Here is a 25,949-nt window from a genome sequence, read left to right as displayed (position 1 = left end):
ACTATCCGCCGATCGTCCGTTCGGCTGGCCTTAGGCCATATTCAACCGGGCGCGTCAAGAAAAACCACGCCTGCAAAGGCCTGATGGCAGCGCGTGAGGGCGCGGCGGTTCCGCCGCACCCTCCTGCCCAAGCCTCAATGGGCGGCGTCGCGTTTGCGTTTGCGGGCATTGCGCGCGAACATGTTCAGCACCTCGACCAGCGCCGAGAAGGCCATGGCGGCGTAGACGTAGCCCTTCGGCACATGGAAGCCCATGCCTTCGGCGATCAGCGTCGTGCCGATCATCAGCAGGAAAGCGAGCGCCAGCATGACGATCGTCGGGTTCCTCTCGATGAAGTTGGCAAGCGGGGTCGCGGCAACAAGCATGACGGTGACGGCGGCGACGACTGCGACCACCATGATCGGCAGATGCGGCGTCATGCCGACGGCGGTGATGATGCTGTCGACGGAGAAGACGAGGTCGAGCAGCAGGATCTGGCCGATGGCTGATGCAAAACCTGTCGTGGTCGACTTGGCGATAAAATCCTCCTGATGGTCTTCCGGGTCGACGGTGTGGTGGATTTCCTTGGTGGCCTTCCAGACGAGGAACAGACCACCGGCAATCAGGATCAGATCCTTCCAGGAGAAGCCGTGGCCGAAGGCTTCAAACAGCGGTTCGGTCAGTTGCACGATCCAGGCGATGGTGCCGAGCAGGACGAGACGCATGACGAGCGCAAGACCGATACCGATCTTGCGGGCCTTCTCCCGGTGCTCGGGCGGCAGTTTGTTGGTGAGAATGGAAATGAAGATCAGGTTGTCGATCCCGAGAACGACTTCCATCACCACCAGCGTGATGAGCGCCACCCAGGCGGCCGGATCCTGAATGAGCGTCATGATTTCCTGCATCAGCGTATATCCCTTTCGCGTCACATGCGTGAATGACGCTCGCAATGTAATGTTGCCGGCCTGCCAGGCAAGCGCTGCAAGGGGGTATACGAAACCGATGTGACTTTTATTCCCTAGAACAGGATTTAAGGCCGGGTCGGCCTTAAATTTGAATCCTGTTCTAAATTAAAGAGTTAGAGCATGATGTCGTCCGAAAACCGCTCGCACTTTTCGGCATCATGCTCTGATCGGCAACCAGATTTCGGTGACGCCCATGCCGGTATAGGGGTCGAAGCGCTCGTCGTAGCGTTCGAACATGTCGGGTGTCTCGCCGTGCTCCAGGCCCGAGGTTGGCCACCATGCGCCAAAAATCCGGTTCATCGTCGCCGGAATGCCGGAGACGTGGCCGCGATGGGCAAAGACGACGTAGCGCTGACCTGGAAGCTTGAGCGTTGCAAAATCTCCCGGCAGATCGCCGGCATCGGAGATCTCGACCGCGGCCATATAGCGGAATTTCTCCGCTTCGCCGTCGATATGCGTGCAAATGCCATAGGCGACATTGCCTCTCTGACCGGAGATATGACCAAAATGGGCATTGAATTTCTGCCAGAGAGAGGGAATGGCGGCGTTGCCGCCATAGGGGTAAATCTCCTGCAAGCCGGCAAACAGCATCGGCTGAAGGGTTTCGAAGCGGGGCGGTTCGAGGTCGTTGAGGTGGGCGGGGTCCATTCTGATTGGCTCCAGCAAGACAAGGTTACGGGCGTGCCCCTGTCTGCGCACCGCATCCGGCGTCATGCCGAACTGGTCGCGGAAGGCACGGGTGAAGGCCTCGTGCGAGCCGTAGCCCGCGCAAAGCGCAACCTCGAGAATGGTGGATGAGCTGCCGACCAGTGTGGGCACGGCACGGCTGAGGCGCCGCCCTCTTATATAGCTGCTGATCGAGTGGCCGGTGACGAGCCCGAAGACGCGCGACAGATGGTAGCGCGACAATCCGGCTGCTTCCGATATCTCTTCCAGCGATATATCGCTTTCGAAATGGCTCTCGATGAACCAGATCGCCCGTCCGACGGCGCTCATCCTCATTCTCCTGGTTGCAGCTTCTTCCTTAGAGGAAGGCCGGCAGCCGGATTTGATCGCTATTGCGGGATTTTGGCCGATGGAGCGCGACGGTCAAGGGTGCGGTCAGGCGGTCTCGTGCTGGCGCGCGCCGTAGGCGGCCATGAAGACCCGGATCGCGCCGCGGATGACGCGCTCGATTTCGTCGCGAGACGGCGGTTCTTCCATGCTTCCGAACAGGCGGAGCTTGAAGAAACTACCGCTGGCGAGATCGAGAAACTGGCCGGCGGCGAGATCGATGTCGTCGATCTCAAACCTGCCTTCGGCGATGTGACGTTCTAGGAAGTCGCGCATGATGGTGCGCAGGTTTTCCGGACCCTTGAAGAAGCGTTGACAGAGCACCGGCATGCGGTCGCGAACGCCAAGAACGGTGCGCATCGCATTGATGACCTTTTCATCGGTCATATGGGTGACGAAGCTTATCCCGAATTCGTACAGGCCGGCTTCGGGATCGTCATGTTCGGCAAGTGCTGTGCGCACGGCCGCCACGAAGGCGGCGCGCTCGGTCTCGATCATCGCCGAAAACAGTTCTTCCTTGTTGGTGAAATAGACGTAGAGCGTTCCCTTGGAGACTCCGGCCTCGCGTGTCACGTCGTTCATGCTGGCGGCGTCGAAACCCATCTTCATAAAGACGCGCTTGGCGCCGGCGAGGATCTGCTGGCGCTTGGCCGGATCTTCGCCTGCGGCAAATCGGCCTCCGGCAGCGGGAGGGCTGAATACGGCGGCGTGGTCGGGTTTTAGCGTCATGTCCTCTTAACCGTGTTGACGGTTTCGGATTTTCTTTAAAAGAAATCGAACCGATTGGTTCTATACATCTTGATATGACGATAAAACAGGTTTAAGTCAACTGAACCGAACCGTTCAGTTCGATTATTTACTCCAAGATCGGTAAAGTGGCTATGTCGAGCAACCAGAAGAGCAACGTCGCGCGTATCGTCAGCGAAAACGCCGAGACCGAAGAGGTAAAGGCCGAGGTTGCGGCCGTTGCAGAAGCTCCGACGGCGGAAGCCCGCGAAGTTCCCTCTGCTCCCGCGCAGTCGGCGCCGGCTTCGGTCGCCGCCGCACCTGCGGCTGCAAAGAAGCGCCGCAGCCCGGTGCTGCCGATCGTCGTGCTCGCCCTTCTCGCAGGCGGCGGCTGGTATGGTTACGAATGGTGGACGAACGGCCGCTTCATGGTGTCGACCGACGACGCCTATATCGAAGGCGATATCGCAACGATTTCGCCGAAGGTCACGGGCTACGTCGCGAAGGTGAACGTTGTCGCCAACCAGGAAGTCAAAGCGGGCGACGTGCTTGCCACGCTTGATAACGGCGACTATCAGAACGCCCTCGACTTGGCCCAGGCCCAGATCGTCACCGAACAGCTTTCGCTGCAGCGTATCGACGCGCAGATCGAAGGCGCGAATGCGAGCCTCGTGCAGGCGCAGGCGCAGAAGGTGGCACTCGAAGCGGCCGTTCGCGGTGCCGAGATCACTCAGAAGCGCCAGAGCGACCTCCAGGCGAAGTCGGTCGGCACCGCCGCCGATCTCGACAACGCCAATATCGCCCTCGACCAGGCCAAGGCCAATCTTGCCGGCGGCGACGCCAACATCACCGCTGCACAGGCCAACATCACCATCCTCCAGGCCCAGCGCAAGGAAGCAGAAGGCTCGGTCCGTTCGCTGGAAATCTCGCGCGACAAGGCCGTCCGCGACCTTTCCTTCACCGTGCTCAAGGCGCCTTATGACGGCATTGTCGGCAACCGCTCCGTCCAGGAAGGCGACCTCGTCTCTCCCGGCCAGCGCCTGATGGCACTCGTTCCGGTGCGCCAGCTCTATATCGACGCCAATTTCAAGGAAACGCAGATCCAGCATCTGGTGCCGGGCTCGAAGGTCAACGTCCAGGTCGATGCCTATAGCGATCATCCGGTCGTCGGCACCGTCGAATCGATCTCACCGGCTTCCGGCTCGGTCTTTTCGATGCTGCCGCCGGAAAACGCCACTGGCAATTTCACCAAGGTGATCCAGCGGGTGCCAGTGCGCATCGCGCTGCCGCAGGATGCGCTCGACAGCGGGCGTCTGCGCGCGGGCCTCAGCGTCGTCGTCGACGTCGACACCCGTACGGCGCCGAGCAAGTAAGCCTTCAGAGCAATTCCAGCAAAAGTGTGCAGCGGTTTTGCGTCCGGAATTGCGTGAAAACAAAGAGATAGAGCAATTCCGTGATTCGAAGAAAAACGGAATTGCTCTGGGAAAGGCGGAGGTGGTCTGATGGCCGGCAGCGCGACAGCAACAGCGGGGACGTTTCCGGCAGCGCCTGCCCATGCCGACGAGCGCATGGATCCGAAGAAGCTCATCGCCTTCTTCGCGATGGTGCTCGGCATGTTCATGTCGATCCTCGACATCCAGATCGTCTCGGCCTCGCTTGCCGAAATCCAGGCCGGCCTATCGGCCGGCAGCGACGAGATCGGCTGGGTGCAGACGTCCTATCTGATCGCCGAAGTGATCATGATCCCGCTTTCCGGCACGTTGGCGCGCATCATCTCGACGCGTTATCTCTTCGCGATCTCGGCCGCCGGCTTCACCATGGCGAGCGCGCTTGCCGCCACCGCGACGAATATCGACCAGATGATCGTCTACCGCGTCATCCAGGGCTTCATCGGCGGCGGCATGATCCCGTCGGTCTTTGCGGCCGCCTTCACCATCTTCCCGCCCTCGAAGCGCAGCATCGTCTCGCCGATCATCGGCCTGATCGCGACGCTGGCGCCGACCATCGGTCCGACGGTCGGCGGTTATCTCAGCCACGCCTTCTCCTGGCACTGGCTGTTCCTCGTCAATATCGTTCCCGGCATCATCGTCACGATCGTCACCTGGAACTTCATCGATTTCGACAAGCCGGAACTGTCGCTCTTCAAGAAGTTCGACTGGTGGGGGCTGATCTCGATGGGCGTGTTCCTCGGCGCACTGGAATATGTGCTCGAAGAGGGCAATTCGAACGACTGGTTCAACGACAGCTCCATCTCCATCGCAGCGGTTGCCTCCGGCGTTGCAGCCATCGTCTTCTTCTATCGCGCCTTCACGGTGGATTTCCCCGTCGTCGATCTCAAGGCCTTTTCGAACCGGAATTTCTCCTTCGGCTCGGTGTTTTCTTTCGTCATGGGCATCGGCCTCTATGGCCTCACCTATATCTATCCGGTCTATCTCGGGCGCATCCGTGGCTATGACTCGCTGATGATCGGCGAGACGATGTTTGTCTCCGGGCTTGCGATGTTCTTCACCGCGCCGATCGCCGGCCGGCTGTCGACCAAGATCGACCTGCGCCTGATGATGGTGATCGGCTTCGTCAGTTTCGCTGCCGGCACCTTCATCATGATGCATCTGACGGCGGATTGGGATTTCTACGAGCTGTTCATCCCGCAGATCCTGCGCGGTTTCGGGCTGATGATGTGCATGGTGCCGATCAACAACATCGCGCTCGGCACGATGCCGCCCTCGCGCATTCGCGGCGCGTCCGGCCTGTTTAATCTGACCAGAAATCTCGGCGGCGCCGTCGGCCTTGCCGTCATCAACACCGTGCTCACCAACCGGCAGGACGTGCACTACGAGCGGCTGCGGGAGAATATGGATTGGGGCAATCCGGCGGCGATCGACCAGATGAACAACATGGCCGCCAATTTCAACACCTATGGCATGGATGGCGCCTCGGTCGCGATCAAGCAGATGGTTGGGCTTGCCACCAAGCAGGCGATCATCCTTTCCTTCAGCGACGTGTTCCTGATCCTGACCGCGCTTTTCCTCGCGATGATCCTCGGTGTCGCCATGATCAAGAAACCCGCGCCGCAAGGCGGGGGAGGCGGTGGCGGCCACTGACCTCCGGCCTGCCGCCCCTTGAAAAGGCCCTCTTCGGAGGGCCTTTTTGTTTGCCGCTTTCCGGCCTCTAGAGCGCCGCGCGTCTTTTCAAACTCGTTAATCTGCGCATAACCCCGAAAATGGATTCCGATTTTCGGGATTATGCGCTACGCCATCCGTCGGATGATGGCCGGCCGGATCGGAAAAACGACGTGGAAACCGGCCTGTTGGATTTTTTGATTTACGTACATCAAAATTGGCGCTAATGGTCTCGTCAGGAGGAATGATGAGGCCAACCGTTCACGATATCGCCGCCGCGGCCGGTGTCAGTCTCGCGACTGTCGACCGGGTTCTCAACCAGCGGCCCGGTGTGCGCCATGTCACGCGGGAAAAGGTCGAGACCGCGATCCGCGAGCTCGGCTATGTCAGAGACGTCGCCGCCGCCAATCTTGCCAAGGGGCGCACCTATCCGCTGGTCTTCATCCTTCCGGCCAGCGACAACTCCTTCATGCACGGGCTCAATGCCGAGATCCGCCAGGCAGTCCTCCGATCGTCGGCCGAGCGCACCGATATCCGCACCATCGAGGTGCCGGCCTTCGATCCGGCCGCCCTCGTCTCCGTGCTCGAACAGCTTTCCCGCGAAAAGCCATGCGGCATCGCGCTGGTTGCGACCGATGCGCCTGACGTGCGCGCCGCCGTCGACAGGCTGGTGCGCGAGCGTTTTCCCATCGTCACCCTGGTTTCCGATCTCACGGGGTCGCTGCGCCATCACTATGCCGGCGTCGACAATATCGCAGCCGGCCGCACAGCCGCCCGCCTGCTCGGACGATTCCTTGGGCCGCGAAAGGGCGAAATCGCCGTGCTCGCCGGTTCGATGCTGGTGCGCGACCATCGCGAGCGGCTGGAGGGGTTCACCGCTGTCATGGCCGAGGAATTTCCCGATCTTGCGATCCTGCCGGTTCTCGAAGGCCGCGACGACCCGGAGGTCGCCCATAGGCTCGTTGCCGACGCGCTCGGGAATGCCGGCATTATCGGCGTCTACAGCCTCGGCGCCGGCAATCGCGGCCTGATCCGGGCTTTGAAGGAGAAGGCCGTCGATCGTGTACTGACCGTGATTGCCCACGAGCTGACCGCCCATACGCGCGCAGCACTCATGGACAATACGATCGACGCGATCCTCAACCAGGATGCCGGCCATGAGGTGCGCAGCGCGATCCGCGTGCTGAAAGCCAAGGCGGACGGGCTTGCCGTCATCGAAGCGCAGGAGCGCATCCGCCTCGACATATTCCTGAAAGACAATCTGCCGTAACGGCAAAGGGAGAAATACCACATGTATCTGGGTCTCGATCTCGGAACCTCCGGCGTCAAGGCGATGCTGATCGACGGTGATCAGAAGATCGTCGGCTCGGCCAATGGTTCGCTCGACGTCTCGCGTCCGCATTCTGGCTGGTCGGAGCAAGAGCCGGCCCACTGGGTGCGCGCCACGGAGGAGGCCGTCGCCGGCCTCAAGGCAAAACATCCGAAGGAGCTTGCCGCGGTCCTGGGCATCGGCCTTTCCGGCCAGATGCACGGCGCAACGCTTGTCGATGCCACCGACAAGGTCCTGCGCCCCTGCATCCTCTGGAACGACACGCGCAGCTACGTCGAGGCTGCGGCACTCGATGCCGATCCGCGCTTTCGCGCGCTCACCGGCAACATCGTTTTTCCCGGCTTCACGGCGCCGAAGCTCGCCTGGGTCGCAAAACATGAGCCCGATGTCTTCGCCAAGATCGCCAAGGTGCTCTTGCCGAAGGACTACCTGCGTCTTTGGCTGACCGGCGAATATATCTCGGAAATGTCGGATTCGGCCGGCACTTCCTGGCTCGACACCGGCAAACGCGCCTGGTCCTCCGAACTGCTCGCCGCCACCAAGCTTTCCGAGGAGCAGATGCCGGCGCTTGTCGAAGGCACCGAGCAGGCCGGCAAGCTGCGGTCCGAACTGGCGGCGCAATGGGGTATATCAGGCGATGTCGTCGTTGCCGGTGGTGCCGGCGACAATGCGGCGTCGGCCTGCGGCATGGGCACGGTCAGCGATGGTGCTGCCTTCGTCTCGCTCGGTACATCAGGCGTGCTTTTTGCTGCCAACGCTTCCTATTTGCCGAAGCCGGAAAGCGCCGTGCATGCCTTCTGCCACGCGTTGCCGAACACCTGGCATCAGATGGGTGTCATCCTGTCGGCCACCGATGCGCTGAACTGGCATTCCGGTGTGACCGGCAAATCGGCGGCCGATCTCACCGGCGAAGTCGGCGAGACGCTGAAGGCGCCCACCGGTGTCACTTTCCTGCCCTATCTCTCCGGCGAGCGCACGCCGCACAATAATGCCGTCATCCGCGGCGCCTTCATCGGCCTCGAACACGAAAGCAGCCGTGTCGTTCTCACCCAGGCGGTGCTCGAAGGTGTCGCCTTCGCAATTCGCGACAATCTCGAAGCGCTGCGCTCGGCCGGCACCGGCATATCCCGGGTCACGGCGATCGGCGGCGGTTCGCGCTCGCGTTACTGGCTGGCGTCGATCGCGACCGCGCTCGGCGTTCCGGTCGACCTGCCGGCCGACGGGGATTTCGGTGCGGCCTTCGGGGCAGCCCGCCTCGGCCTGATTGCAGCAACGGGGGCAGATCCCATTGCCGTCTGCACGCCGCCGGTGACGGCGGGCACGATCGAGCCGGTGTCGGCACTGAGCGGCGCTTACGAGGATGCCTACAAGCGCTACCGTGCGCTCTACCCGGCGATCAAGTCGCTGGCGCATTGAGAACTGGAGCCAGCGGCCCCCTCATCCGCCTGCCGGCACCTTCTCCCCGAGGGGAGAAGAGACTCGCAGCGATGCCTCATTCCCCTTCTCCCCCTCCGGGAGAAGGTGGCCCGAAGGGTCGGATGAGGGGGCTGGATGCAGCGAACGATAAGACTGAAATACAAACCCAAGGAGAATCAACATGAGCACCGGATTTTTCGGCGATATCCAGAAAGTAAAATACGAAGGCCCCGACAGCACCAATCCGCTGGCCTTCCGCTACTACCAACCGGACGAGATCGTCATGGGCAAGCGCATGGAAGACCATCTGCGCTTTGCGGTGGCCTATTGGCATACCTTCACCTGGCCGGGCGGCGACCCCTTCGGTGGCCAGACCTTCCTGCGTCCCTGGTTCGAGGACACGATGAAGGCCGCCAAACTCAAGGCCGACGTTGCCTTCGAATTCTTCTCGCTGCTCGGCTCGCCCTACTACTGCTTCCATGACGCCGACGTGCGTCCCGAAGGCAAGAGTTTCGCCGAGAACACCAAAAACCTCAACGAGATCATCGATTATTTCGCCGAGAAGCAGGCCGCAACCGGCACCAAGCTGCTCTGGGGCACGGCGAACCTCTTCTCCCACCGCCGCTATATGTCGGGTGCTGCGACCAATCCGGATCCCGATGTCTTCGCTTTCGCGGCCGCGACGGTAAAGACCTGCATCGATGCCACGCAGAAGCTCGGCGGAGAAAACTACGTGCTCTGGGGCGGCCGCGAAGGTTACGAGACGCTGCTCAATACCGATATCAAGCGCGAGCTCGACCAGCTCGGCCGTTTCCTCAACCTCGTCGTCGAATACAAGCACAAGATCGGCTACAAGGGCACGATCCTGATCGAGCCGAAGCCGCAGGAGCCGACCAAGCACCAGTATGATTACGACGTCGCGACCGTCTATGGCTTCCTCAAGAAGCACGGCCTTGAAAACGAGGTGAAGCTCAATATCGAGCAGGGCCACGCGATCCTTGCCGGCCACTCTTTCGAGCACGAGTTGGCGCTTGCCAATGCGCTCGGCATCTTCGGCTCGATCGACATGAACCGCAACGACTACCAGTCCGGCTGGGACACCGACCAGTTCCCGAACAATGTTCCCGAGATGGCGCTCGCCTACTACCATGTTCTGGCAGGCGGCGGCTTCAAGACCGGCGGCACCAACTTCGACTCGAAGCTGCGCCGTCAGTCTCTCGACCCGGCGGACCTGCTGATCGGCCATATCGGCGGCATGGATTGCTGCGCCCGCGGCCTGAAGGCCGCTGCCAAGATGATCGAGGACAAGGCTCTGTCGCAGCCGCTCGCCGATCGTTATGCCGGGTGGGAATCCGCCGAGGCGCAGAAGCTCTTCCGCGGCGAGTATTCGCTGGACGAGATCACCCACTATGTCGAGAGCCACGACGTGAACCCGCAGCCGAGATCCGGCAAGCAGGAACTGCTGGAGAACGTCGTCAACCGTTACGTTTGATGAAGCGCGCCGGCGGTCATCGACCGCCGGCGCAAGCCTCTTCGGCCGCTCGTTGGCGGAAAGCCCTCAGCCTATATTCGGCTCAACGTTTCGACCAGTTGCGCGATGGCGCTGAGACTGAGTTTCGAACCACCAGATCCGGCCGCAGCAGGATTTCCGTTTCGGTTGGCCGGCCATCGGACAGGAGTTCCAGCAGCAGCGCCATCGCCTGCTTGCCGATTGCCGTTCTCGGCTGGCGGATCGTGGTCAGCGGTGGCGATATGAAGACGGCCTGCGGCACGTCGTCGAAACCGGTCACCGAGAAATCCCGCGGAATATCGTAACCTCGCGCGCCGAGCCCGACCATGACGCCGATCGCCGTCTGGTCGTTGACGCACATGAAGGCGGTAGGAAGCGTGTCACGCATGAAAAGCTGTTCGACCGCATGCCGCCCGCTTTCGATCGTGCCGTCACCTTCGAGCACGATCCTGGTGTCGGGCGGGATGCCGGCGGCATCGAGACCGGCATCGTAACCCATGCGGCGCCTGGTATAGGCAAGCCGGGTGCGCGAATCGCCGATGAAAGCGATCTTGCGATGCCCTTCGGCCAGCAGCAGGTCCACCGCTTTCCGCGCGCCCTCGGTATCGTCGACGCCGACATAGGGAATGCCGCCGTTGAAGACGGGCTCGAAAACGCCGACGCTCGGCGGCAGCCGCGCGGTCATCGTCTGATGCCCAAAGGGCAGGATACCGGTGAAGAGGATCAATCCGGCCGCCTGGTTGGAATTGAAGAATTTCAGATATTCCAGGCCGCGCTGGGCATCGTTCTGCGTGTGGCCGATCAGGATGCCGTAGCCGTGCGCGCGCGCCTCGTTCTCCAGCCCGACGAGAATGTTGGAGAAATTGGGATCGCCGATATCGGGCGCCACGACGAGGATCATGTTGGAGCGGCCGAGCCTCAGGCTGCGCGCCATGGCATTGGTCGTATAGCCGGTGATGGCGATCGCCTGGTTGACCTTGAGACGCGTGGAGTTGGCGACCTTCTCCGGCATGTGGATTGCCCGGGAAACCGTCGCGATAGAGACCTCGGCGATCCGGGCGACGTCTTCGATGGTTGCGGGCGTGGAATTCGACACTGAGCTCTGCCTTGGGCTGTCTTCGCCGCGACACTACACAGACTTGTCGAGAGGTCAAAGGCACGCTTCAACTGATCTGTGTAAATCAACGATGTAAACCTTTACATGATGTATGTAAAGGTTTACATAAGGCTTCGGAGCGGCCGGAGAGCCGCTTTGGGGAGGATCAGATGACCGTGGAGATCGCCGACACCGCACCCGTGGTGCTGTCCGCCAGGCGCATATGCAAATCCTTCAGTGGAGTGCAGGTCCTTTTCAGCGTGAACTTCGATCTCCGTGCCGGCGAAATCCATGCGCTCATGGGTGAAAATGGCGCCGGCAAATCCACGCTTGTCAAGGTATTGTCCGGTTTTGAACAGCCGAGTTCCGGCGAAATCCTGCTCGACGGCAAGCCCGTCGTCCTGCCGCCCAATGGCGCCGCCGAGGCGCTCGGCATCGTCATCATTCACCAGGAATTCAACCTCGCCGAACATCTGACCGTGACGGAGAGCCTCTTTCTCGGGCGTGAAGTCACCCGCTTCGGCATGCTCGACCGCAAATATATGCGGTCGGAGACACGCAAGGTTCTCGACGTGCTCGGTTCGCATGTGGACGAGAATGCGCTGATCAGCACGCTTTCCATCGCCGACAAGCAGATGGTCGAGATCGCCAAGGCGATCAGCCGCGATGCGCGGGTGGTGTTCATGGACGAGCCGACCGCGGTGCTGTCGCGGGAAGAGACCAATATGCTGTTCAAGCAGGTTCGCAAGCTTCGCGACCAGGGTACTAGCTTCGTCTTCGTGTCCCACAAGCTCGACGAGGTGATGGAACTGACCGACCGCGTCACGGTGCTGCGCGACGGCCAGTGGATCAAGACTTCGGCGACGTCCATTCTGGACGGGGAATCGATTGCGCAGCTGATGGTCGGCCGCGAACTCTCCAGCCTTTATCCCGCCAAGGTCGAGCCTGATGTCGACGAGGAGATCGTCCTCAGCGTCGCCTCGGTGTCGACGGGCTATGTGACGGATGCGAGCTTCGAGGTGCGCAAGGGCGAGATCATCGGTTTTTCCGGCATGATCGGCTCCGGCCGCACCGAACTGATGGAAGCGATCGCCGGGTTGCGGACCCGCCTCGAGGGCGAGGTGGTCATCAAGGGCGAAACGGTTCCGTCCGGCGACGTGCATGCCGCCAATCGTTGCGGGCTCGCCTACATGACCAAGGATCGCAAGTCGAAAGGCCTGCTGCTGCGCTCCGGCATGGTGACCAATCTGACACTGCAATCGCTCGGAAGGCACGCGCGTCACGGCTATCTCAGCCCGGGCAGCGAGGCGGCGGCGATGGCAAAGGCCAAGCGCCGTTTCGATATCAGGGTTCGCGACGGCAATATCGTCGCCGGCCGGATGTCGGGGGGGAACCAGCAGAAGCTGCTGCTGGCCAAGGTCATGGAGACCGATCCTGACATTATCATCATCGACGAGCCGACGCGCGGCATCGATGTCGGCACCAAGCAGCAGATCTATCATTTCATCTCGGCGCTCGCCCGGGACGGCCGCTCGATCATCGTCGTGTCCTCGGAGATGCCGGAGGTCATCGGTCTCTGCACGAGAGTGGCGGTGATGCGCGAAGGGCGTATCGTCGGCGTGCTCGAAGGAGACGAGATTTCCGAGCAGGAGATCATGCGTTACGCCGCCGGGCTCAAGAAAAAGGTGGCCGCCTGAAGGCTGAAGCAGGGCTTTGCCAATCAGGACGACACATAAGATGCCCAGAAAATATGGGGCGGGAGGTTGATTTTGGAAATGAGTGTCAACGAGGAGACCAGGGAAATCCGGCGCCGATCCTGGCGGGATGTCGACCTGCGTGCGGTCGCGCCCTTCGTCGCTCTGGCGCTGTTGCTGATCGTCGGAGCTCTGGTCAATCCCAATTTCATCGGCATCACCAACCTTGCCAATGTCGCGACGCGCAGCGCTTTCATCGCCATCATCGCGGTCGGTGCGACCTTCGTGATATCAGCAGGGGATCTCGATCTGTCTGTCGGCTCCATGGTCGCCTTCGTCGCCAGCCTGATGATCCTGCTGATGAATTCGGGCGCCATCGAAAACCCGGCTTTGATGCTGACGGTCGCCGCCGTCTTCACGATCGTCGCCGGCGCGCTCTGCGGTCTGGCAAACGGCCTGATCACGACGGTGGGCAGGATCGAGCCCTTCATCGCGACGCTCGGCACGATGGGCATCTATCGCGGCCTGACGACATGGCTGTCGCAAGGCGGCGCGATCACGCTTCGCTCCGCCGATATCCAGACGCTCTATCGCCCTGCTTATTTCGGTAATGTCGCCGGCATTCCGGTGCCGATAGTGGTGATCCTGGCAGTGACAGCGGTTGCGGCCTTCATCCTCTATCGCACCCGCTACGGGCGCCATGTCGTCGCTGTCGGATCAAACAGCGATGTCGCCCGCTATTCAGGTATCGCGGTCAATCGCGTGCGGACGATCGCCTTCGTCATCCAGGGACTGTGCGTCGCCATCGCCGTGCTGCTCTATGTTCCCCGTCTCGGCTCGACGTCGGCGACGACGGGCATCCTGTGGGAGTTGCAGGCGATCACGGCCGTCGTCGTCGGCGGCACGGCGCTCAAGGGTGGCGCGGGCAGGGTCTGGGGCACGATCTGCGGCGCCTTCATTCTCGAACTGGTCGGCAATATCATGCTGCTTTCAAATTTCATCAGCGAATATCTGATCGGCGCCATCCAGGGTGCGATCATCATCATCGCCATGTTCGTCCAGCGCTCGCTGGTGCGCAAATCATGAATTGACCGGGCTTACAGGGCGTCCGGTCCCGATATGGAAAAGTCCCTGAAGTTATTGGGAGGAAATAGCATGCGTAAATTGATGTTGGGCCTGGCGGTTGCGGCGGTGACGTTCGCCGGCGCCGCTCACGCCCAGGACAAGAAATTCACGATCGGCGTGTCCATTCCGGCCGCCGACCACGGCTGGACGTCGGGCGTGGTGTTCCATGCCGAACGCGTCGCCAAGCTGCTGATGGCCGAACATCCCGGTCTCAACGTCATCGTCAAGACTTCGCCGGACGCCGCAAGCCAGGCCAACGCCGTGCAGGATCTCGATACGCAGGGCATCGACGCCCTCGTCATCCTGCCGTCGGACCCGGATCCGCTCGTCAACGCCATCAAGGAAGTCAAGGGCAAGGGCAAGTTCGTCGCCCTCGTCGACCGTGCGCCGAGCAACAATGACAATTCCGTGCGCGACCTCTATGTCGCCGGCAACAACCCGGCTCTCGGCGAAGTCGCCGGCAAGTACATCAAGGACACGACGCCGGACGCCGAAGTGGTCATCATCCGCGGTCTGCCGATCCCGATCGACCAGCAGCGCCAGGACGGCTTCGACAAGGGCATTGCCGGCTCGAACGTCAAGGTTCTCGACCGCCAGTACGGCAACTGGAACCGCGACGATGCCTTCAAGGTCATGCAGGACTACCTGACCAAGTACCAGAAGATCGACGTCGTATGGTGCCAGGATGACGACATGGCCGTCGGCGTTCTGCAGGCGATCGAGCAGGCCAAGCGAACCGACATCAAGTATGTCGTCGCCGGCGCCGGCTCCAAGGACATGGTCAAGAAGGTCATGGACGGCGACAAGCTGATCCCGGTCGACGTTCTCTATCCGCCGGCAATGGTTGGCACGGCGATGGAGCTGACGGCGGCGGCACTTTACGATCAGGTCCCGGTTCATGGCAGCTACATTCTCGATGCGACGCTCGTCACCAAGGAGAATGCCAAGGACTTCTATTTCCCGGATTCGCCGTTCTGATCCATCGACTTGAGACATGCGCCCATTCGAAAGGATGGGCGCATTTTTTATGCTTCCATACAGTGGCTGGCCGAAAATGCTGCACGTACCTCTTGCCCGCCAAAGCCCATCGTGTTTAGCTCCCAGCCATATCGCATCTGGCCTCGCGCCAAATCACGAGCCAAGGGCGAGGAGGTGCCTTGCTCCCGCCAAATAGCGTGCTACAACACTTCAGAAACGTTTACGGTCGATATTCAGGGAGGAATCTGACATGAAAACGATCAAGGGCCCCGGCCTTTTCCTTGGCCAGTTCGCGGGCGATACTGCTCCATTCAACTCGTGGGACGCGATCACCAAATGGGCGGCCGACATCGGTTACAAGGGCGTCCAGGTGCCGACTTGGGCCAGCCAGCTCATTGATCTCAAAAAGGCTGCCACGTCCAAGGCCTATTGCGACGAATTCGCCGGCAAGGCGCGCGAAAACGGCATCGAGATCACCGAACTCTCCACTCACCTGCAAGGCCAGCTCGTCGCGGTGCATCCGGCCTATGACGAAGCCTTCGACGGGTTCGCTGCACCGGAGGTGCGCGGCAATCCGAAAGCGCGTCAGGAATGGGCGGTCGAGCAGGTCAAGATGGCGCTGACGGCATCCAAGAACCTCGGGCTCAAGGCGCATGCGACCTTCTCCGGCGCGCTTGCCTGGCCCTTCATCTATCCCTGGCCGCAGCGTCCTGCCGGTCTGGTCGAGACTGCCTTCGACGAGCTTGCCCGCCGCTGGACGCCGATCCTCAACCATGCGGACGAGAACGGTATCGACGTCTGCTACGAGATCCACCCGGGCGAGGACCTGCATGACGGCATCACCTTTGAGATGTTCCTGGAGCGCGTGAAGAACCATCCGCGCGCCAACATGCTCTACGATCCCTCGCACTATGTCCTGCAGTGCCTCGATTATCTCGACAATATCGACATCTACAAGGACCGCATCAAGATGTTCCACGTCAAGGATGCGGAGTTCAATCCGACCGGGCGCCAGGGCGTCTACGGTGGGTATCAGGGCTGGGTCGAACGCGCCGGCCGGTTCCGTTCGCTCGGCGACGGTCAGGTCGATTTCGGCGCGGTGTTCTCGAAGATGACGGCGAATAATTTCGACGGCTGGGCCGTGGTCGAATGGGAATGCGCGCTGAAGCATCCGGAAGACGGCGCCCGCGAAGGCGCCGAATTCGTCGCCGCGCATATCATCCGCGTCACCGAGAAAGCCTTCGACGATTTCGCCGGCAGCGGCACGGACCAGGCGGCGAACCGGCGGATGCTGGGGCTTTAGGCTTTCATTTCCCTTCTCCCCAGCGGGGAGAAGATGCCCGTCAGGGCAGATGAGGGGATGAGGAGCGTTAGCGACGAAGGCCTTGAGCGACAAGCGAAAGGCAATATCTGTCGCCATTGGCCCCCTCATCCGGCCCTCCGGGCCACCTTCTCCCCGAGGGGAGAAGGGAAGAAAATTTCAGGAGGACAGAATGGCAATCGAAGCATCATCCGAACAGACACGCGAGCCGCGCATCCGGCTCGGCATGGTGGGCGGCGGGGCGGGCGCGTTTATCGGCGCGGTGCACCGTATCGCGGCACGTATCGACGATCAGTACGATCTCATCGCCGGCGCGCTGTCGGCTTCGCCCGAAAAGGCGATCGCATCCGGACGCGACCTCGGTCTCGATTCGTCGCGGACTTATTCCAGCTATCGCGAGATGGCGATCCGCGAGGCGAAGCTGAAGAACGGCATCGAGGCGGTGGCGATCGTCACGCCGAACCATGTTCACTACGATGCAGCCAAGGAATTCCTGAAGCGCGGCATTCATGTCATCTGCGACAAGCCGCTGACATCCAACCTTGCCGATGCGAAGAAGCTGAAGAAGATCGCCGACGAGAGCGGCGCACTCTTCGTGCTGACGCATAATTACACCGGCTATCCGATGGTCCGCCAGGCGCGGGAGATGATCGCGAATGGCGAACTCGGCGACATCCGCGTCGTCCAGGCCGAATATCCGCAGGACTGGCTGACGGAAGCGGTCGAGCAAACCGGCCAGAAACAGGCCGCCTGGCGCACCGATCCGGCGCAGTCCGGCGTCGGCGGCTCGACCGGCGATATCGGCACGCATGCCTATAATCTCGCCGCCTTCATATCAGGTCTTGAGCTCGACAGCCTCGCCGCCGACCTCGACAGCTTTGTTCCGGGCCGCCGGCTGGACGACAATGCGCATGTCATGCTGCGCTTCAAGGCAAAGGGCTCGGAGAAGCCGGCCAAGGGCATGCTCTGGTGCAGCCAGGTGGCCCCCGGCCATGAAAACGGCCTGATGGTGCGTGTCTACGGCACCAAGGGCGGGCTGGAATGGACCCAGAAGGACCCGAACTACTTGTGGTACACGCCTTTCGGCGAGCCGAAGCGGCTGATCACCCGGGGCGGCGCCGGTTCAGGCGCGGCTGCCGGCCGTGTCACGCGCGTGCCGTCAGGGCATCCGGAAGGTTATCTCGAAGCCTTTGCGACGATCTATACCGAAGCCGCGCATGCGATCAACGCCCGCAAGAAGCGCAAGGCCGTCGACAAGGCGGTGGTCTACCCCACAGTCGATGACGGCGTGAAGGGTGTGGCTTTCGTCGAAGCCTGCGTCGCGTCTTCGAAGAGGAACGGCGCCTGGGTCAAGGTCTGAATTTAATGATCCACGTGGCCAATGAAAAACACCGAGGCGATCTCAAGTCGCCTCGGTGTTTTGTTTTATTTTGATCAGGCAGCAGCAGTGCGGCCGCGCTTCAGTAGGTTGTCGACGCTCAGCGGTCCGGCACCTGCCGCCACCAGATAAAGAAACACGAAGCAGAACAGGATCGCCGCGACGCCGCCGTTCTGGGCGGGGTAGATGCCCTTCGATGCATGCCCGATGAAGTAGGCGACGGCCATCAGGCCGGAGAGCACGAAGGCTGCGATACGGGTCTGGAATCCCACCAGGACCAGGAAGCCGAGGGTGAGTTCGATAAGCCCGGCAACCCAGGAAAGCGAGCCAACGGGCGGCACGCTTGCCGCAATCGGAAAATGCAAAATCTTCTGCGTTCCATAGCTGAAAAGCACAAGCGACGAGACAATGCGCAGCAAGCTGAGCAGATGGGGCTGCAGCAGATGGATCGAAGACAGCATTGGATTCCTTTCATATTTGTGATGCTATTTCCCGTGTAAAGATCGTGGTCCCAACAGCAAGTCACGACTGCTGACATTGCCGTTATGAGTGCGAGAGGGCGGAGAAGGAGGCGCTTCCTGCAACGTTGCAGTTTTTCTCGCCGCCGACCTGTACTTTGCCTTCAGGCTTGGCTAAATCCCGGCAAACAGCCTCAACCTAGAGATAGGATTTACAGATGATCGATCCGAAACAACTGGCAGAGCGCTTTCCCGGCGACTTCACCTTCGGCGTTGCCACCGCCGCCTTTCAGATCGAAGGCGCCAGCAAGGCCGATGGCCGCAAGCCATCCATCTGGGATGCTTTCTGCAATATGCCCGGCCGCGTCCATAATCGCGATAACGGCGACGTTGCCTGCGATCACTACAATCGCCTGGAACAGGACCTCGATCTCATCAAGGAGATGGGTGTCGAAGCCTACCGGTTCTCGATTGCCTGGCCGCGCATTATCCCGGACGGCACGGGTCCAGTGAACGAGGCCGGTCTCGATTTCTACGACCGGCTGGTCGACGGCTGCAAGGCGCGCGGCATCAAGACCTTCGCGACGCTCTACCACTGGGATCTGCCTTTGTTGCTCGCCGGCGAGGGCGGCTGGACCGCGCGCTCGACCGCCTATGCGTTTCAGCGTTATGCCAAGACGGTGATGAACCGCCTTGGCGATCGCCTCGACCGGGTCGCGACCTTCAACGAACCCTGGTGCATCGTCTGGCTCAGCCACCTCTACGGCATCCATGCTCCGGGCGAGCGCAACATGCAGGCCGCCCTTCACGCCATGCATTACATGAACCTTGCCCATGGTCTCGGCGTTGAGGCGATCCGCTCGGAGGCCCCCAACGTGCCCGTCGGGCTTGTGCTCAATGCCGCTTCGGTCATTCCCGGCTCCGACAACCCGGCCGATCTTGCCGCCGGCGAGCGTGCGCATCAGTTCCACAACGGCGCCTTCTTCGACCCCGTCTTCAAGGGCGAATATCCAAAGGAATTCGTCGAGGCGCTCGGCGACCGTATGCCTGTCATCGAAGATGGCGACCTGAAGCTTATCAGCCAGAAACTCGACTGGTGGGGCCTGAACTATTACAAGCCCGAGCGGGTCACTGATGATGCCGAACGCAAAGGCGATTTCCCCTGGACGGTGGAAGCGCCGCCGGCAAGCGACGTCAAGACCGATATCGGCTGGGAAATCTATGCACCGGGCCTGAAGCTCTCGGTCGAGGACCTCTACCGTCGCTACGAACTGCCGGAATGCTACATCACCGAGAACGGCGCCTGCGACAACACCGATGTCATCGACGGCGAGGTCGATGACACGATGCGCCTCGACTATGTCGGCGATCACCTCGAAATCGTTGCCGGCCTCATCAAGGACGGCTATCCCCTACGCGGCTATTTCGCCTGGAGCCTGATGGACAATTTCGAATGGGCGGAAGGCTACCGCATGCGCTTCGGTCTGGTCCATGTCGATTATGAAACCCAGCTACGCACGGTAAAAAAGAGCGGCAAATGGTATCGCGAACTTGCGACAAAATTCCCGAAGGGCAATCATAAGCCGGGTTAGGGGGCGCGTCCTCAGGCGGCGGCACAAAAATAGCTCGTCAGAAACCTGCAACAGCCGGTTGCTTAAACGTTTTTGAACCCTTGGCTGGCAAAGTCCGACGGTCAGGGAGTCGTAATGCAGACAGCCGGAAAGTCGCAGAGCAAAGGATCGGGAATAAGCCGTCACATCACCGTCACCGGCGTGCTTTTCTCCTTCGCGGTCATCGTCGCCGTCGTCACCATCATGGTGCTGACGGCGCTCGAACGCGTGGCCGAAAATGCCAATCTCCTCGATGACGAGCGCTCGCGCGAAACGACTGTCGGCGCGCTGAAGACCTTCGAGGATCAGCTCGGCGCGACGCTCGACGATTACGCTGCCTGGGACGACGCCGCCGTCAACGTCTACGCGCCTGACGGCATGGCCTGGACGGTGAGCAATTACGGCGAGATGTCGGTCAACAGCTCGCTGTTCGACATGGCGATCGTCATCGATGGTGAGAAGAAGGCGATCATGGCCTATCGCGACGGCAAGCCGATGGAGGAGCCGCTCCCGGATTTCTTCGCGCCGTCGCTCTGGACCCTGCTCGATACGGTGAAGGCGGCCGGTCCTGCCGATCGTCCTCAGGCGATCGGTTTCGTCACCACCAAACGGGGCATGGCCGCCGTCGGCGTAGCATTGGTTCGGAAAAAGTCCGGTGCGCTTGACGTGCCCGCCGGCCAGCATCGCTATCTCGTTTTCGCCCGCCATCTCGATGACGACAGGGTGGCCGCTCTCGGCCAGACCTATGTCATCGGTGGGCTGCGGCTGGCGCCGCCGAGCTTTGCGGCCGACTATCTCGTACCGATCGTCGATCCGACGGGGGCAACGCTCGGCAAGCTCGTCTGGGCCTCGCGTTCACCCGGCGATATCGCCTATGCACAGGTGCGGCCGATGGTCATTCAGGCGCTCGGTCTCGTCGGATTGTTTTTCGCAGTGCTGCTGGTTATCGGCTGGCTTGCCGGCCGCCGCCTGAAGGCAGAGGAAGGCAGCGCCCGCGAAGAGGCGCTGCGCGACAGGCTGAGCGGCCTTTCCAATCGCGACGGTCTCGGGCTCGCCGTCGATCGTTTTGTCGTCGAGGCACGCCAGACCAAGCGCAACGTGCTGCTCCTCTATCTCGACCTCGATGGCTTCAAGGAAGTCAATGACAGCTATGGCCATGGCACCGGCGACCAGTTGATCCGCGCGGTCGCGGCCGGGCTCGATGTACTCATTCCGCAAGGTGCGGTTCTCGCCCGTATTGGCGGCGATGAATTTGCGATCGCCTTTCTCTCCGACAGCGAGAATGCCGCCGCCCTGCAGCTTGCCGAACAGATTCTCGATTTTCTAGTCGAGCCATTGGAGATCGGTCGCCGTGTCGTCGTCGTCGGGGCAAGCATTGGTATCGCCATGTCGCCTTTCGGTGCGATCGGGCGTGAGGAGCTGGTGCGCCGTTCCGACCTTGCCATGTACAAGGCGAAGGAGGCCGGCCGCGCGCGCATGACGCTCTACGATCCGTCGATGGACGCCGATCGAGAGCAGCGCAATGCGCTGGAACTCGATCTGCGGATCGCCATCGAAAGCGGTGACCTGACGCTTGCCTACCAGCCGCTGATCGATGCTGCGACGCATGCGATGACCGGCGTCGAGGCGCTGGTGCGCTGGAACCGTCCGGGCCATGGCCCTGTGTCGCCCGAGCTGTTCATCCCGATCGCCGAGACCAGCGGCCTCATCGAATCGCTCGGCCTGTTCGTGCTGCGCAAAGCCTGTGAGACAGCCAAGCAATGGCCCGAGCTCAACGTCTCGGTCAACGTCTCGCCCGGCCAGTTTCGCAATCCCGCCTTTACCGACTATGTGCGCTACGTGCTGAAGCAGACGGAGATCGAGGCCGGTCGCATCACGCTCGAGATCACCGAAGGCTACATGATCCAGAATCCGCAGCGCACCCGCCAGTCGATCGAACGGCTGAAGGGGCTGGGGGTAAAGGTGGCGCTCGACGATTTTGGTTCCGGCTTCTCCTCGATCGGTTATCTCAGGCAGTTCGGCTTCGACCGCATCAAGATCGACCGCTCGCTGGTCATGGGTGTCAACGAAGACAAACGCCAGCGCGAGATGCTGCAGGCGACGGTAGCGCTCGCCCGCTCGCTCGACATTCCGGTGACGGCCGAAGGCATCGAAACCGAGGAGCAGGCGATAGCCATGCGCCTTTTCGGCTGCGACTGCCTGCAGGGCTATTGGTTCGGAAAGCCTGTGACATCAGACCTTATCACCGAGATGCTGAACGAGCGGCGTGCAGCCGGGCCGGAAACTCGGCGCCGTATCGGCGCTGTCTGACCGGTAGCCTGATCTTCAGACAGCAAGGCTGATCCAATCAGAAGTCCGGCTCAGCTGCCGATATGCCGTTGGCCACGCTTTTTGGCGAGGGCGATCTGGTGCTGCCGCTGACGGTAACGCAGCCGGTCTTCCTCCGTGCGCGAGTGATAGCAGTGGCTGCAGGAAACGCCTTCCTCGTAGAACGGCGAGGTGATTTCCTCGGCGGTGATCGGGTTGCGGCAGGCGTGGCACAGCCTGTGTTCGCCTTGCTTCAGCCCGTGCTCGACGGAGACGCGCTCGTCGAAGACGAAGCAGGCGCCATCCCAGAGGCTTTCCTCCTGCGGCACTTCCTCCAGATATTTCAGGATGCCGCCCTTCAGGTGATAGACCTCGTCGAAGCCCTCAGCTTTCATGAAGGCGGTGGCCTTCTCGCAGCGTATGCCGCCGGTGCAGTACATGGCGACCTTCGGCTTGTTGTGCAGGCCGGGATTGTTGCGCACCCAATCGGGAAATTCACGGAAGGTCTTGGTCTTCGGGTCGAGCGCGCCGCGAAAGGTGCCGATTGCCGTCTCGTAATCGTTGCGGGTGTCGATGACGATGGTATCGGGATCGGAGATCAGCGCGTTCCAGTCCTTGGCCGCCACATAGGTGCCGACCACCTTGTTGGGGTCGATATCCTCGACGCCCATGGTGACGATTTCCTTCTTCAGCTTCACCTTCATGCGCAGGAAGGGCATTTTCGAGGCGCGGCTTTCCTTGTGCTCCAGGCCCGAAAATTCCGGCTGGGCGCGCAGGAAGGCGAGCGCGGCGTGAATACCGGCATCCGGGCCCGCGATCGTGCCATTGATGCCCTCATGCGCCAGAAGCAGCGTTCCCTTGACGCCGTTCTCCTCGCAAAGCGTCTGCAGCGACGCTTGCAGGCTGGCAAAGCGCGGCACGGAAACGAAATGGTAAAGTGCGGCCACGAGGAACGGGCTAGTGTGTGTCAGGCTGTCGGTCATGGACCGGAAATACAGAAAATCGGCGGGCCGCGCAATTGCCTTCGCCAGTGGCGGCCTTGACCGGTGACCGATTACGCCCGCGCCTGCCACGCGGAAAACGGCCGCACGCCGAAGCTCCGGTCGGGGATGTCGTCGAGAACGCTGATGAACTCGATCGAGTGCCCGTCCGGATCCTTGAAATAGATCGACAGCGCCGGCATCCAGCCAAGAACCACCGGCTCCGTCACCGGTTCGCCGGTAAAGCCGAGAGGTTCCACACCCTTTGCCTTGAGAATGGCGGGTGCCTGCAGCACGCCATCGGCGGTCATGCGGAAGGCGATATGCAGCCGCATCTTCAGCGGCCCGGTTCCGGTTTCCCAGAGGCCGAGCATGCCGGTCTTCCTATCGTCCACCCAGAGGAAAGCGACTTTACGTTCCTCGAATGACGCTACCGGTTCGAGGCCGACGACATCGCGGTAGAAATCCGTGGAGGTCTTGAGATCGGCAACGGTCAGATGGGTCTCGTAAAGCCCCAGCACCCTCGGCATCACGGCATTTTCGGCGGTCATTTTTTCCTCGCGGATCAAGTCTCTGCTTGTTCGACCACCGCAAGCTAGGACCTCAACATTGGTTGAGGTCAACAGGGTTCTTTGTGATATTGCAGATGCGATGGGAAATGCGGGGGGCAGCGCGCAAGCACTTCCGGTTTCGCCGTCTCTCAACTCCCGGCCATCAGCCAGAGAAGCTCGATGCGCTGGGCTTCCTCGTCGGCATCATCGGCGAAGACGGCTTCGGCTTTGATCAGCGCTTGCCGCCGGTCTTCCTGCTGGCGGAAGATGATGATGTCGAGCAGACGCGCCAGGTCGTCATTGCGAGTGAAGAGCTGCGGTTCGGCCTCGACCAGTTCGGAGAGTACGGTGAGATCGTGGATGTGGCCGAGATCCTCGACGAGTTCCTTGGCCGCTTCACGCTTGGCCTTCATCGCGCCTGGCCAGACGTCGCGCAAAAGGGCATGGTAGAGCCGATAGTCGTAGGTGCGTTTGCGCAGATCGTGAAAATCGTCGGCCGATGCCTCGCCGTGGCAAGCCGCAAGCGCGGTCTGGGCCTTCCGCGCGGTGCGGCGCCAGCTTTTTGCCAGCATGCGTGCATTCTTGCGGTGGCCGCGATCAAAGGAGACTGCGTCCAAGGCGGCGATCGCCTCCTTCAGAACGTCGGAGGTTTCCGCGAGCCGCTGTTCCAGGCCGCTTTCGGCTTCCGCCATCCAGTCACGGCGCCCTTCGAGAATGGTGACGATGCGGCCGAGCGCCTCGCTCTCCTCGTTCCCACGGGCTGCATGCTGCAGATATTGCGCGGTGCCGATGAGGGCTGTAGCGTCGCGGATCGCCGAAAGCGAGCGTGCGGCATCGCGCAGCCTCGCATTTTCCTGGGCTTGAAAATCCGGCACCTCGCGAGCCACGAGGCGGTAGAGCGAGCGTAGTCGCTTCAGGTTCTTGCGAAAAGAATGGATCGCCTCATGCGCGCCGTCCGGGCGTTCCCCGAGGACAGTGATGGCGTGTTCCAGCTGCCTGGTCGCGGCATTACGGAACGCTTCGGTGAAATCGGCGTCAGGCCGAATGCGATAGGCCATGCCTGTCGTGCCCGTATTCTGTGGCAAGGGCCTGGTTGGAATAACGGAAATCTCCGGTTACTTCGCGGCCGAGCCAAGCGGGCAGGGCCGGATCGTCGGTTTCTGCCGTCATCTCCACCTCGGCAATCACCAGTCCGCGATGCTCCCCGGTAAAGACGTCGACTTCCCAGACGAAACCCTCATGCGGAACGCGGTAGCGCGTCTTCTCTATGACGACGCCGATCGCGTTCTGCAACAGCTCCTCGGCATCAGCGATCGGGATGTCGTATTCGAATTCGTCACGGGTGATGGTGCTGCGGCCGATCTTGATCGTCAGTCTCGCTTTCCTGTCATCGAGGATGCGTACCCGCACGGAACGGTCGTCCATCGAGGCGATGTAGCCCTGCCTGAGGACAGACTTCGTCTCGACAGCGGAACGCCATCCATCGCTGCGTACAAGAAACTTCCGCTCGATCTCTTTCGCCATACCGGTGAACCTTTTGTGACGATTGCGTCACGGTAGACCAATTTCCACGCATTTCATACCCATCTTGTCCTGCGGTCTGGTTTTATCTCGACAAGGTTCCGCGGGGGCGTTATTCGGGATCCGAATTCAATCGTTTCAAGGAAGTCGCACGACCATGGGCGAGAAAACAGAGAAGCTCCTTTCCATCCTGAAACTCCAGCCGGTCGTTCCGGTTTTGATCGTCGACGATGCCAAGTCGGCGGTGCCGCTGGCCCGGGCGCTCGTCGCGGGCGGCCTGAAGGCGATCGAGATCACCATGCGCACGCCGGCAGCACTCGAGGCCGTCCGCGCCGTCGCAGCCGAGGTCGAGGGCGCCGAAGTCGGCGCCGGCACGATCCTCAATGTCGCCCATTGGGAAGCCGCCGTCGCGGCCGGTTCGAAGTTCATCGTCAGCCCGGGCACGACGCAGGAGCTGCTCGATGCCGCCGCCGATTCCGACGTGCCACTGCTTCCGGGGGCTGCGACCGCCAGCGAAGTCATGGCGCTGCGCGAAGAAGGCTACCAGGTGCTGAAATTCTTCCCAGCGGAGCAGGCCGGTGGCGCCGCCTATCTCAAGGCGCTGTCTTCGCCGCTTGCTGGCACGCTGTTCTGCCCGACCGGCGGCATTTCGCTGAAGAATGCCAATGATTATCTCTCGCTGCCGAACGTCATCTGCGTCGGCGGCTCGTGGGTGGCGCCGAAGGAATTGGTCACGGCCGGCGACTGGGCCGGCATTACCAAGCTCGCGGCAGAGGCGGCGGCGCTGAAGGCCTGAGTTTCGGCAGGGGCGGGTGAGCCTCACGGCCCAATC

The 25,949-nt window shown here is 61.4% G+C and carries 22 protein-coding genes; 13 read left to right on the top strand and 9 right to left on the bottom strand.

All coding sequences use genetic code 11. The features are described 5' to 3' along the window. Window positions 1-134 precede the first annotated feature (134 nt). The 3 genes from ELH03_RS18785 to ELH03_RS18775 form a co-directional block, all read right to left on the bottom strand. Window positions 135-884: a TerC family protein gene (locus ELH03_RS18785; RefSeq protein ID WP_018483685.1), complete on the bottom strand. Its 750-nt coding sequence runs from the start codon at window positions 882-884 to the stop codon at window positions 135-137. A gap of 216 nt (window positions 885-1,100) precedes the next feature. Further along, window positions 1,101-1,940, bottom strand: a complete 840-nt coding sequence (locus tag ELH03_RS18780; protein WP_128401481.1) for an AraC family transcriptional regulator — start codon at window positions 1,938-1,940, stop codon at window positions 1,101-1,103. A gap of 105 nt (window positions 1,941-2,045) precedes the next feature. After that, a complete protein-coding gene (locus ELH03_RS18775) occupies window positions 2,046-2,726 on the bottom strand; it encodes a TetR/AcrR family transcriptional regulator (protein WP_128401480.1) in 681 nt (226 codons plus the stop codon). A gap of 152 nt (window positions 2,727-2,878) precedes the next feature. On the opposite strand from ELH03_RS18775, the gene ELH03_RS18770 reads away from it, so the two are divergent. From ELH03_RS18770 to xylA, 5 genes are all read left to right on the top strand, one after another. Next, complete coding sequence (locus ELH03_RS18770) at window positions 2,879-4,096, top strand: HlyD family secretion protein (protein ID WP_128401493.1); 1,218 nt, start codon at window positions 2,879-2,881, stop codon at window positions 4,094-4,096. Window positions 4,097-4,225: 129 nt separating this feature from the next. Further along, window positions 4,226-5,824 (top strand): DHA2 family efflux MFS transporter permease subunit, encoded by a 1,599-nt coding sequence (locus tag ELH03_RS18765; protein WP_128401479.1) that lies wholly within the window; start codon window positions 4,226-4,228, stop codon window positions 5,822-5,824. A 265-nt stretch (window positions 5,825-6,089) separates the two neighbouring features. Then, window positions 6,090-7,112, top strand: a complete 1,023-nt coding sequence (locus ELH03_RS18760; protein ID WP_128401478.1) for a LacI family DNA-binding transcriptional regulator — start codon at window positions 6,090-6,092, stop codon at window positions 7,110-7,112. A 21-nt stretch (window positions 7,113-7,133) separates the two neighbouring features. Beyond that, complete coding sequence (gene xylB / locus ELH03_RS18755; RefSeq protein ID WP_128401477.1) at window positions 7,134-8,588, top strand: xylulokinase; 1,455 nt, start codon at window positions 7,134-7,136, stop codon at window positions 8,586-8,588. Between the two features lie 181 nt (window positions 8,589-8,769). Continuing rightward, on the top strand, window positions 8,770-10,080 hold the full coding sequence (gene xylA, locus ELH03_RS18745; RefSeq protein WP_128401475.1) for a xylose isomerase: 1,311 nt from the start codon (window positions 8,770-8,772) through the stop codon (window positions 10,078-10,080). A gap of 82 nt (window positions 10,081-10,162) precedes the next feature. Here xylA and ELH03_RS18740 read toward each other — a convergent pair whose 3' ends face one another. After that, on the bottom strand, window positions 10,163-11,194 hold the full coding sequence (locus ELH03_RS18740; protein ID WP_003543025.1) for a LacI family DNA-binding transcriptional regulator: 1,032 nt from the start codon (window positions 11,192-11,194) through the stop codon (window positions 10,163-10,165). 170 nt (window positions 11,195-11,364) lie between these two features. On the opposite strand from ELH03_RS18740, the gene ELH03_RS18735 reads away from it, so the two are divergent. From ELH03_RS18735 to ELH03_RS18715, 5 genes are all read left to right on the top strand, one after another. Further along, the gene (locus ELH03_RS18735) at window positions 11,365-12,891 is read left to right on the top strand and encodes a sugar ABC transporter ATP-binding protein (RefSeq protein WP_128401474.1); all 1,527 of its coding nucleotides are present in this window, start codon (window positions 11,365-11,367) and stop codon (window positions 12,889-12,891) included. Between the two features lie 78 nt (window positions 12,892-12,969). After that, window positions 12,970-13,974 carry an ABC transporter permease gene (locus ELH03_RS18730; protein WP_003552935.1) on the top strand — a complete coding sequence of 335 codons (1,005 nt, stop codon included), beginning with the start codon at window positions 12,970-12,972 and terminating at the stop codon, window positions 13,972-13,974. A gap of 69 nt (window positions 13,975-14,043) precedes the next feature. Further along, a complete protein-coding gene (locus tag ELH03_RS18725) occupies window positions 14,044-14,991 on the top strand; it encodes a substrate-binding domain-containing protein (protein WP_128401473.1) in 948 nt (315 codons plus the stop codon). A gap of 250 nt (window positions 14,992-15,241) precedes the next feature. After that, a complete protein-coding gene (locus tag ELH03_RS18720; RefSeq protein ID WP_130683919.1) occupies window positions 15,242-16,294 on the top strand; it encodes a sugar phosphate isomerase/epimerase family protein in 1,053 nt (350 codons plus the stop codon). A 190-nt stretch (window positions 16,295-16,484) separates the two neighbouring features. After that, complete coding sequence (locus ELH03_RS18715) at window positions 16,485-17,672, top strand: Gfo/Idh/MocA family protein (protein WP_130766577.1); 1,188 nt, start codon at window positions 16,485-16,487, stop codon at window positions 17,670-17,672. A gap of 74 nt (window positions 17,673-17,746) precedes the next feature. Here ELH03_RS18715 and ELH03_RS18710 read toward each other — a convergent pair whose 3' ends face one another. After that, window positions 17,747-18,151, bottom strand: a complete 405-nt coding sequence (locus ELH03_RS18710) for a DoxX family protein (RefSeq protein ID WP_128405219.1) — start codon at window positions 18,149-18,151, stop codon at window positions 17,747-17,749. Window positions 18,152-18,366: 215 nt separating this feature from the next. Between ELH03_RS18710 and ELH03_RS18705 the strand changes: the two genes are divergently transcribed. Further along, the gene (locus ELH03_RS18705) at window positions 18,367-19,740 is read left to right on the top strand and encodes a GH1 family beta-glucosidase (protein WP_128405218.1); all 1,374 of its coding nucleotides are present in this window, start codon (window positions 18,367-18,369) and stop codon (window positions 19,738-19,740) included. A gap of 114 nt (window positions 19,741-19,854) precedes the next feature. Further along, window positions 19,855-22,068, top strand: coding sequence for a putative bifunctional diguanylate cyclase/phosphodiesterase (locus ELH03_RS18700; RefSeq protein ID WP_128405217.1), 2,214 nt, complete (start codon window positions 19,855-19,857; stop codon window positions 22,066-22,068). A 50-nt stretch (window positions 22,069-22,118) separates the two neighbouring features. Here ELH03_RS18700 and trhO read toward each other — a convergent pair whose 3' ends face one another. The 4 genes from trhO to ELH03_RS18680 all read right to left on the bottom strand — a co-directional run bounded on the left by trhO (window position 22,119) and on the right by ELH03_RS18680 (window position 25,120). Further along, the gene (trhO, locus tag ELH03_RS18695; RefSeq protein ID WP_128405216.1) at window positions 22,119-23,048 is read right to left on the bottom strand and encodes an oxygen-dependent tRNA uridine(34) hydroxylase TrhO; all 930 of its coding nucleotides are present in this window, start codon (window positions 23,046-23,048) and stop codon (window positions 22,119-22,121) included. Window positions 23,049-23,119: 71 nt separating this feature from the next. Continuing rightward, a complete protein-coding gene (locus tag ELH03_RS18690; protein ID WP_128405215.1) occupies window positions 23,120-23,596 on the bottom strand; it encodes a VOC family protein in 477 nt (158 codons plus the stop codon). 149 nt (window positions 23,597-23,745) lie between these two features. Then, window positions 23,746-24,654: a CHAD domain-containing protein gene (locus ELH03_RS18685; RefSeq protein WP_130659310.1), complete on the bottom strand. Its 909-nt coding sequence runs from the start codon at window positions 24,652-24,654 to the stop codon at window positions 23,746-23,748. Next, on the bottom strand, window positions 24,632-25,120 hold the full coding sequence (locus ELH03_RS18680; RefSeq protein WP_128405213.1) for a CYTH domain-containing protein: 489 nt from the start codon (window positions 25,118-25,120) through the stop codon (window positions 24,632-24,634). Before ELH03_RS18680 ends, ELH03_RS18685 begins: the two co-directional genes overlap by 23 nt. Before the next feature lie 154 nt (window positions 25,121-25,274). On the opposite strand from ELH03_RS18680, the gene ELH03_RS18675 reads away from it, so the two are divergent. Further along, complete coding sequence (locus ELH03_RS18675; RefSeq protein ID WP_128405212.1) at window positions 25,275-25,913, top strand: 2-dehydro-3-deoxy-phosphogluconate aldolase; 639 nt, start codon at window positions 25,275-25,277, stop codon at window positions 25,911-25,913. The last annotated feature ends 36 nt before the right edge of the window (window positions 25,914-25,949 follow it).

The organism is Rhizobium beringeri (assembly GCF_004306515.1).
GTDB lineage: Bacteria > Pseudomonadota > Alphaproteobacteria > Rhizobiales > Rhizobiaceae > Rhizobium > Rhizobium beringeri.
Note: the sequence above shows the minus strand (reverse complement) of the source record. Positions and strands in the feature narration are given on the sequence as shown.

What these genes read in the sequence shown, in the direction of transcription:
- xylA (WP_128401475.1), top strand. Translation starts at nt 8,770, where the DNA reads ATGAGCACCGGATTTTTCGGCGATATCCAGAAAGTAAAATACGAAGGC.
- ELH03_RS18785 (WP_018483685.1), bottom strand. Translation starts at nt 884, where the DNA reads ATGCAGGAAATCATGACGCTCATTCAGGATCCGGCCGCCTGGGTGGCG.
- ELH03_RS18730 (WP_003552935.1), top strand. Translation starts at nt 12,970, where the DNA reads ATGAGTGTCAACGAGGAGACCAGGGAAATCCGGCGCCGATCCTGGCGG.
- ELH03_RS18685 (WP_130659310.1), bottom strand. Translation starts at nt 24,654, where the DNA reads ATGGCCTATCGCATTCGGCCTGACGCCGATTTCACCGAAGCGTTCCGT.
- ELH03_RS18720 (WP_130683919.1), top strand. Translation starts at nt 15,242, where the DNA reads ATGAAAACGATCAAGGGCCCCGGCCTTTTCCTTGGCCAGTTCGCGGGC.
- ELH03_RS18780 (WP_128401481.1), bottom strand. Translation starts at nt 1,940, where the DNA reads ATGAGCGCCGTCGGACGGGCGATCTGGTTCATCGAGAGCCATTTCGAA.
- ELH03_RS18765 (WP_128401479.1), top strand. Translation starts at nt 4,226, where the DNA reads ATGGCCGGCAGCGCGACAGCAACAGCGGGGACGTTTCCGGCAGCGCCT.
- ELH03_RS18675 (WP_128405212.1), top strand. Translation starts at nt 25,275, where the DNA reads ATGGGCGAGAAAACAGAGAAGCTCCTTTCCATCCTGAAACTCCAGCCG.
- ELH03_RS18735 (WP_128401474.1), top strand. Translation starts at nt 11,365, where the DNA reads ATGACCGTGGAGATCGCCGACACCGCACCCGTGGTGCTGTCCGCCAGG.
- ELH03_RS18775 (WP_128401480.1), bottom strand. Translation starts at nt 2,726, where the DNA reads ATGACGCTAAAACCCGACCACGCCGCCGTATTCAGCCCTCCCGCTGCC.
- ELH03_RS18690 (WP_128405215.1), bottom strand. Translation starts at nt 23,596, where the DNA reads ATGACCGCCGAAAATGCCGTGATGCCGAGGGTGCTGGGGCTTTACGAG.
- ELH03_RS18680 (WP_128405213.1), bottom strand. Translation starts at nt 25,120, where the DNA reads ATGGCGAAAGAGATCGAGCGGAAGTTTCTTGTACGCAGCGATGGATGG.
- xylB (WP_128401477.1), top strand. Translation starts at nt 7,134, where the DNA reads ATGTATCTGGGTCTCGATCTCGGAACCTCCGGCGTCAAGGCGATGCTG.
- ELH03_RS18715 (WP_130766577.1), top strand. Translation starts at nt 16,485, where the DNA reads ATGGCAATCGAAGCATCATCCGAACAGACACGCGAGCCGCGCATCCGG.
- trhO (WP_128405216.1), bottom strand. Translation starts at nt 23,048, where the DNA reads ATGACCGACAGCCTGACACACACTAGCCCGTTCCTCGTGGCCGCACTT.
- ELH03_RS18705 (WP_128405218.1), top strand. Translation starts at nt 18,367, where the DNA reads ATGATCGATCCGAAACAACTGGCAGAGCGCTTTCCCGGCGACTTCACC.
- ELH03_RS18760 (WP_128401478.1), top strand. Translation starts at nt 6,090, where the DNA reads ATGAGGCCAACCGTTCACGATATCGCCGCCGCGGCCGGTGTCAGTCTC.
- ELH03_RS18725 (WP_128401473.1), top strand. Translation starts at nt 14,044, where the DNA reads ATGCGTAAATTGATGTTGGGCCTGGCGGTTGCGGCGGTGACGTTCGCC.
- ELH03_RS18710 (WP_128405219.1), bottom strand. Translation starts at nt 18,151, where the DNA reads ATGCTGTCTTCGATCCATCTGCTGCAGCCCCATCTGCTCAGCTTGCTG.
- ELH03_RS18770 (WP_128401493.1), top strand. Translation starts at nt 2,879, where the DNA reads ATGTCGAGCAACCAGAAGAGCAACGTCGCGCGTATCGTCAGCGAAAAC.
- ELH03_RS18700 (WP_128405217.1), top strand. Translation starts at nt 19,855, where the DNA reads ATGCAGACAGCCGGAAAGTCGCAGAGCAAAGGATCGGGAATAAGCCGT.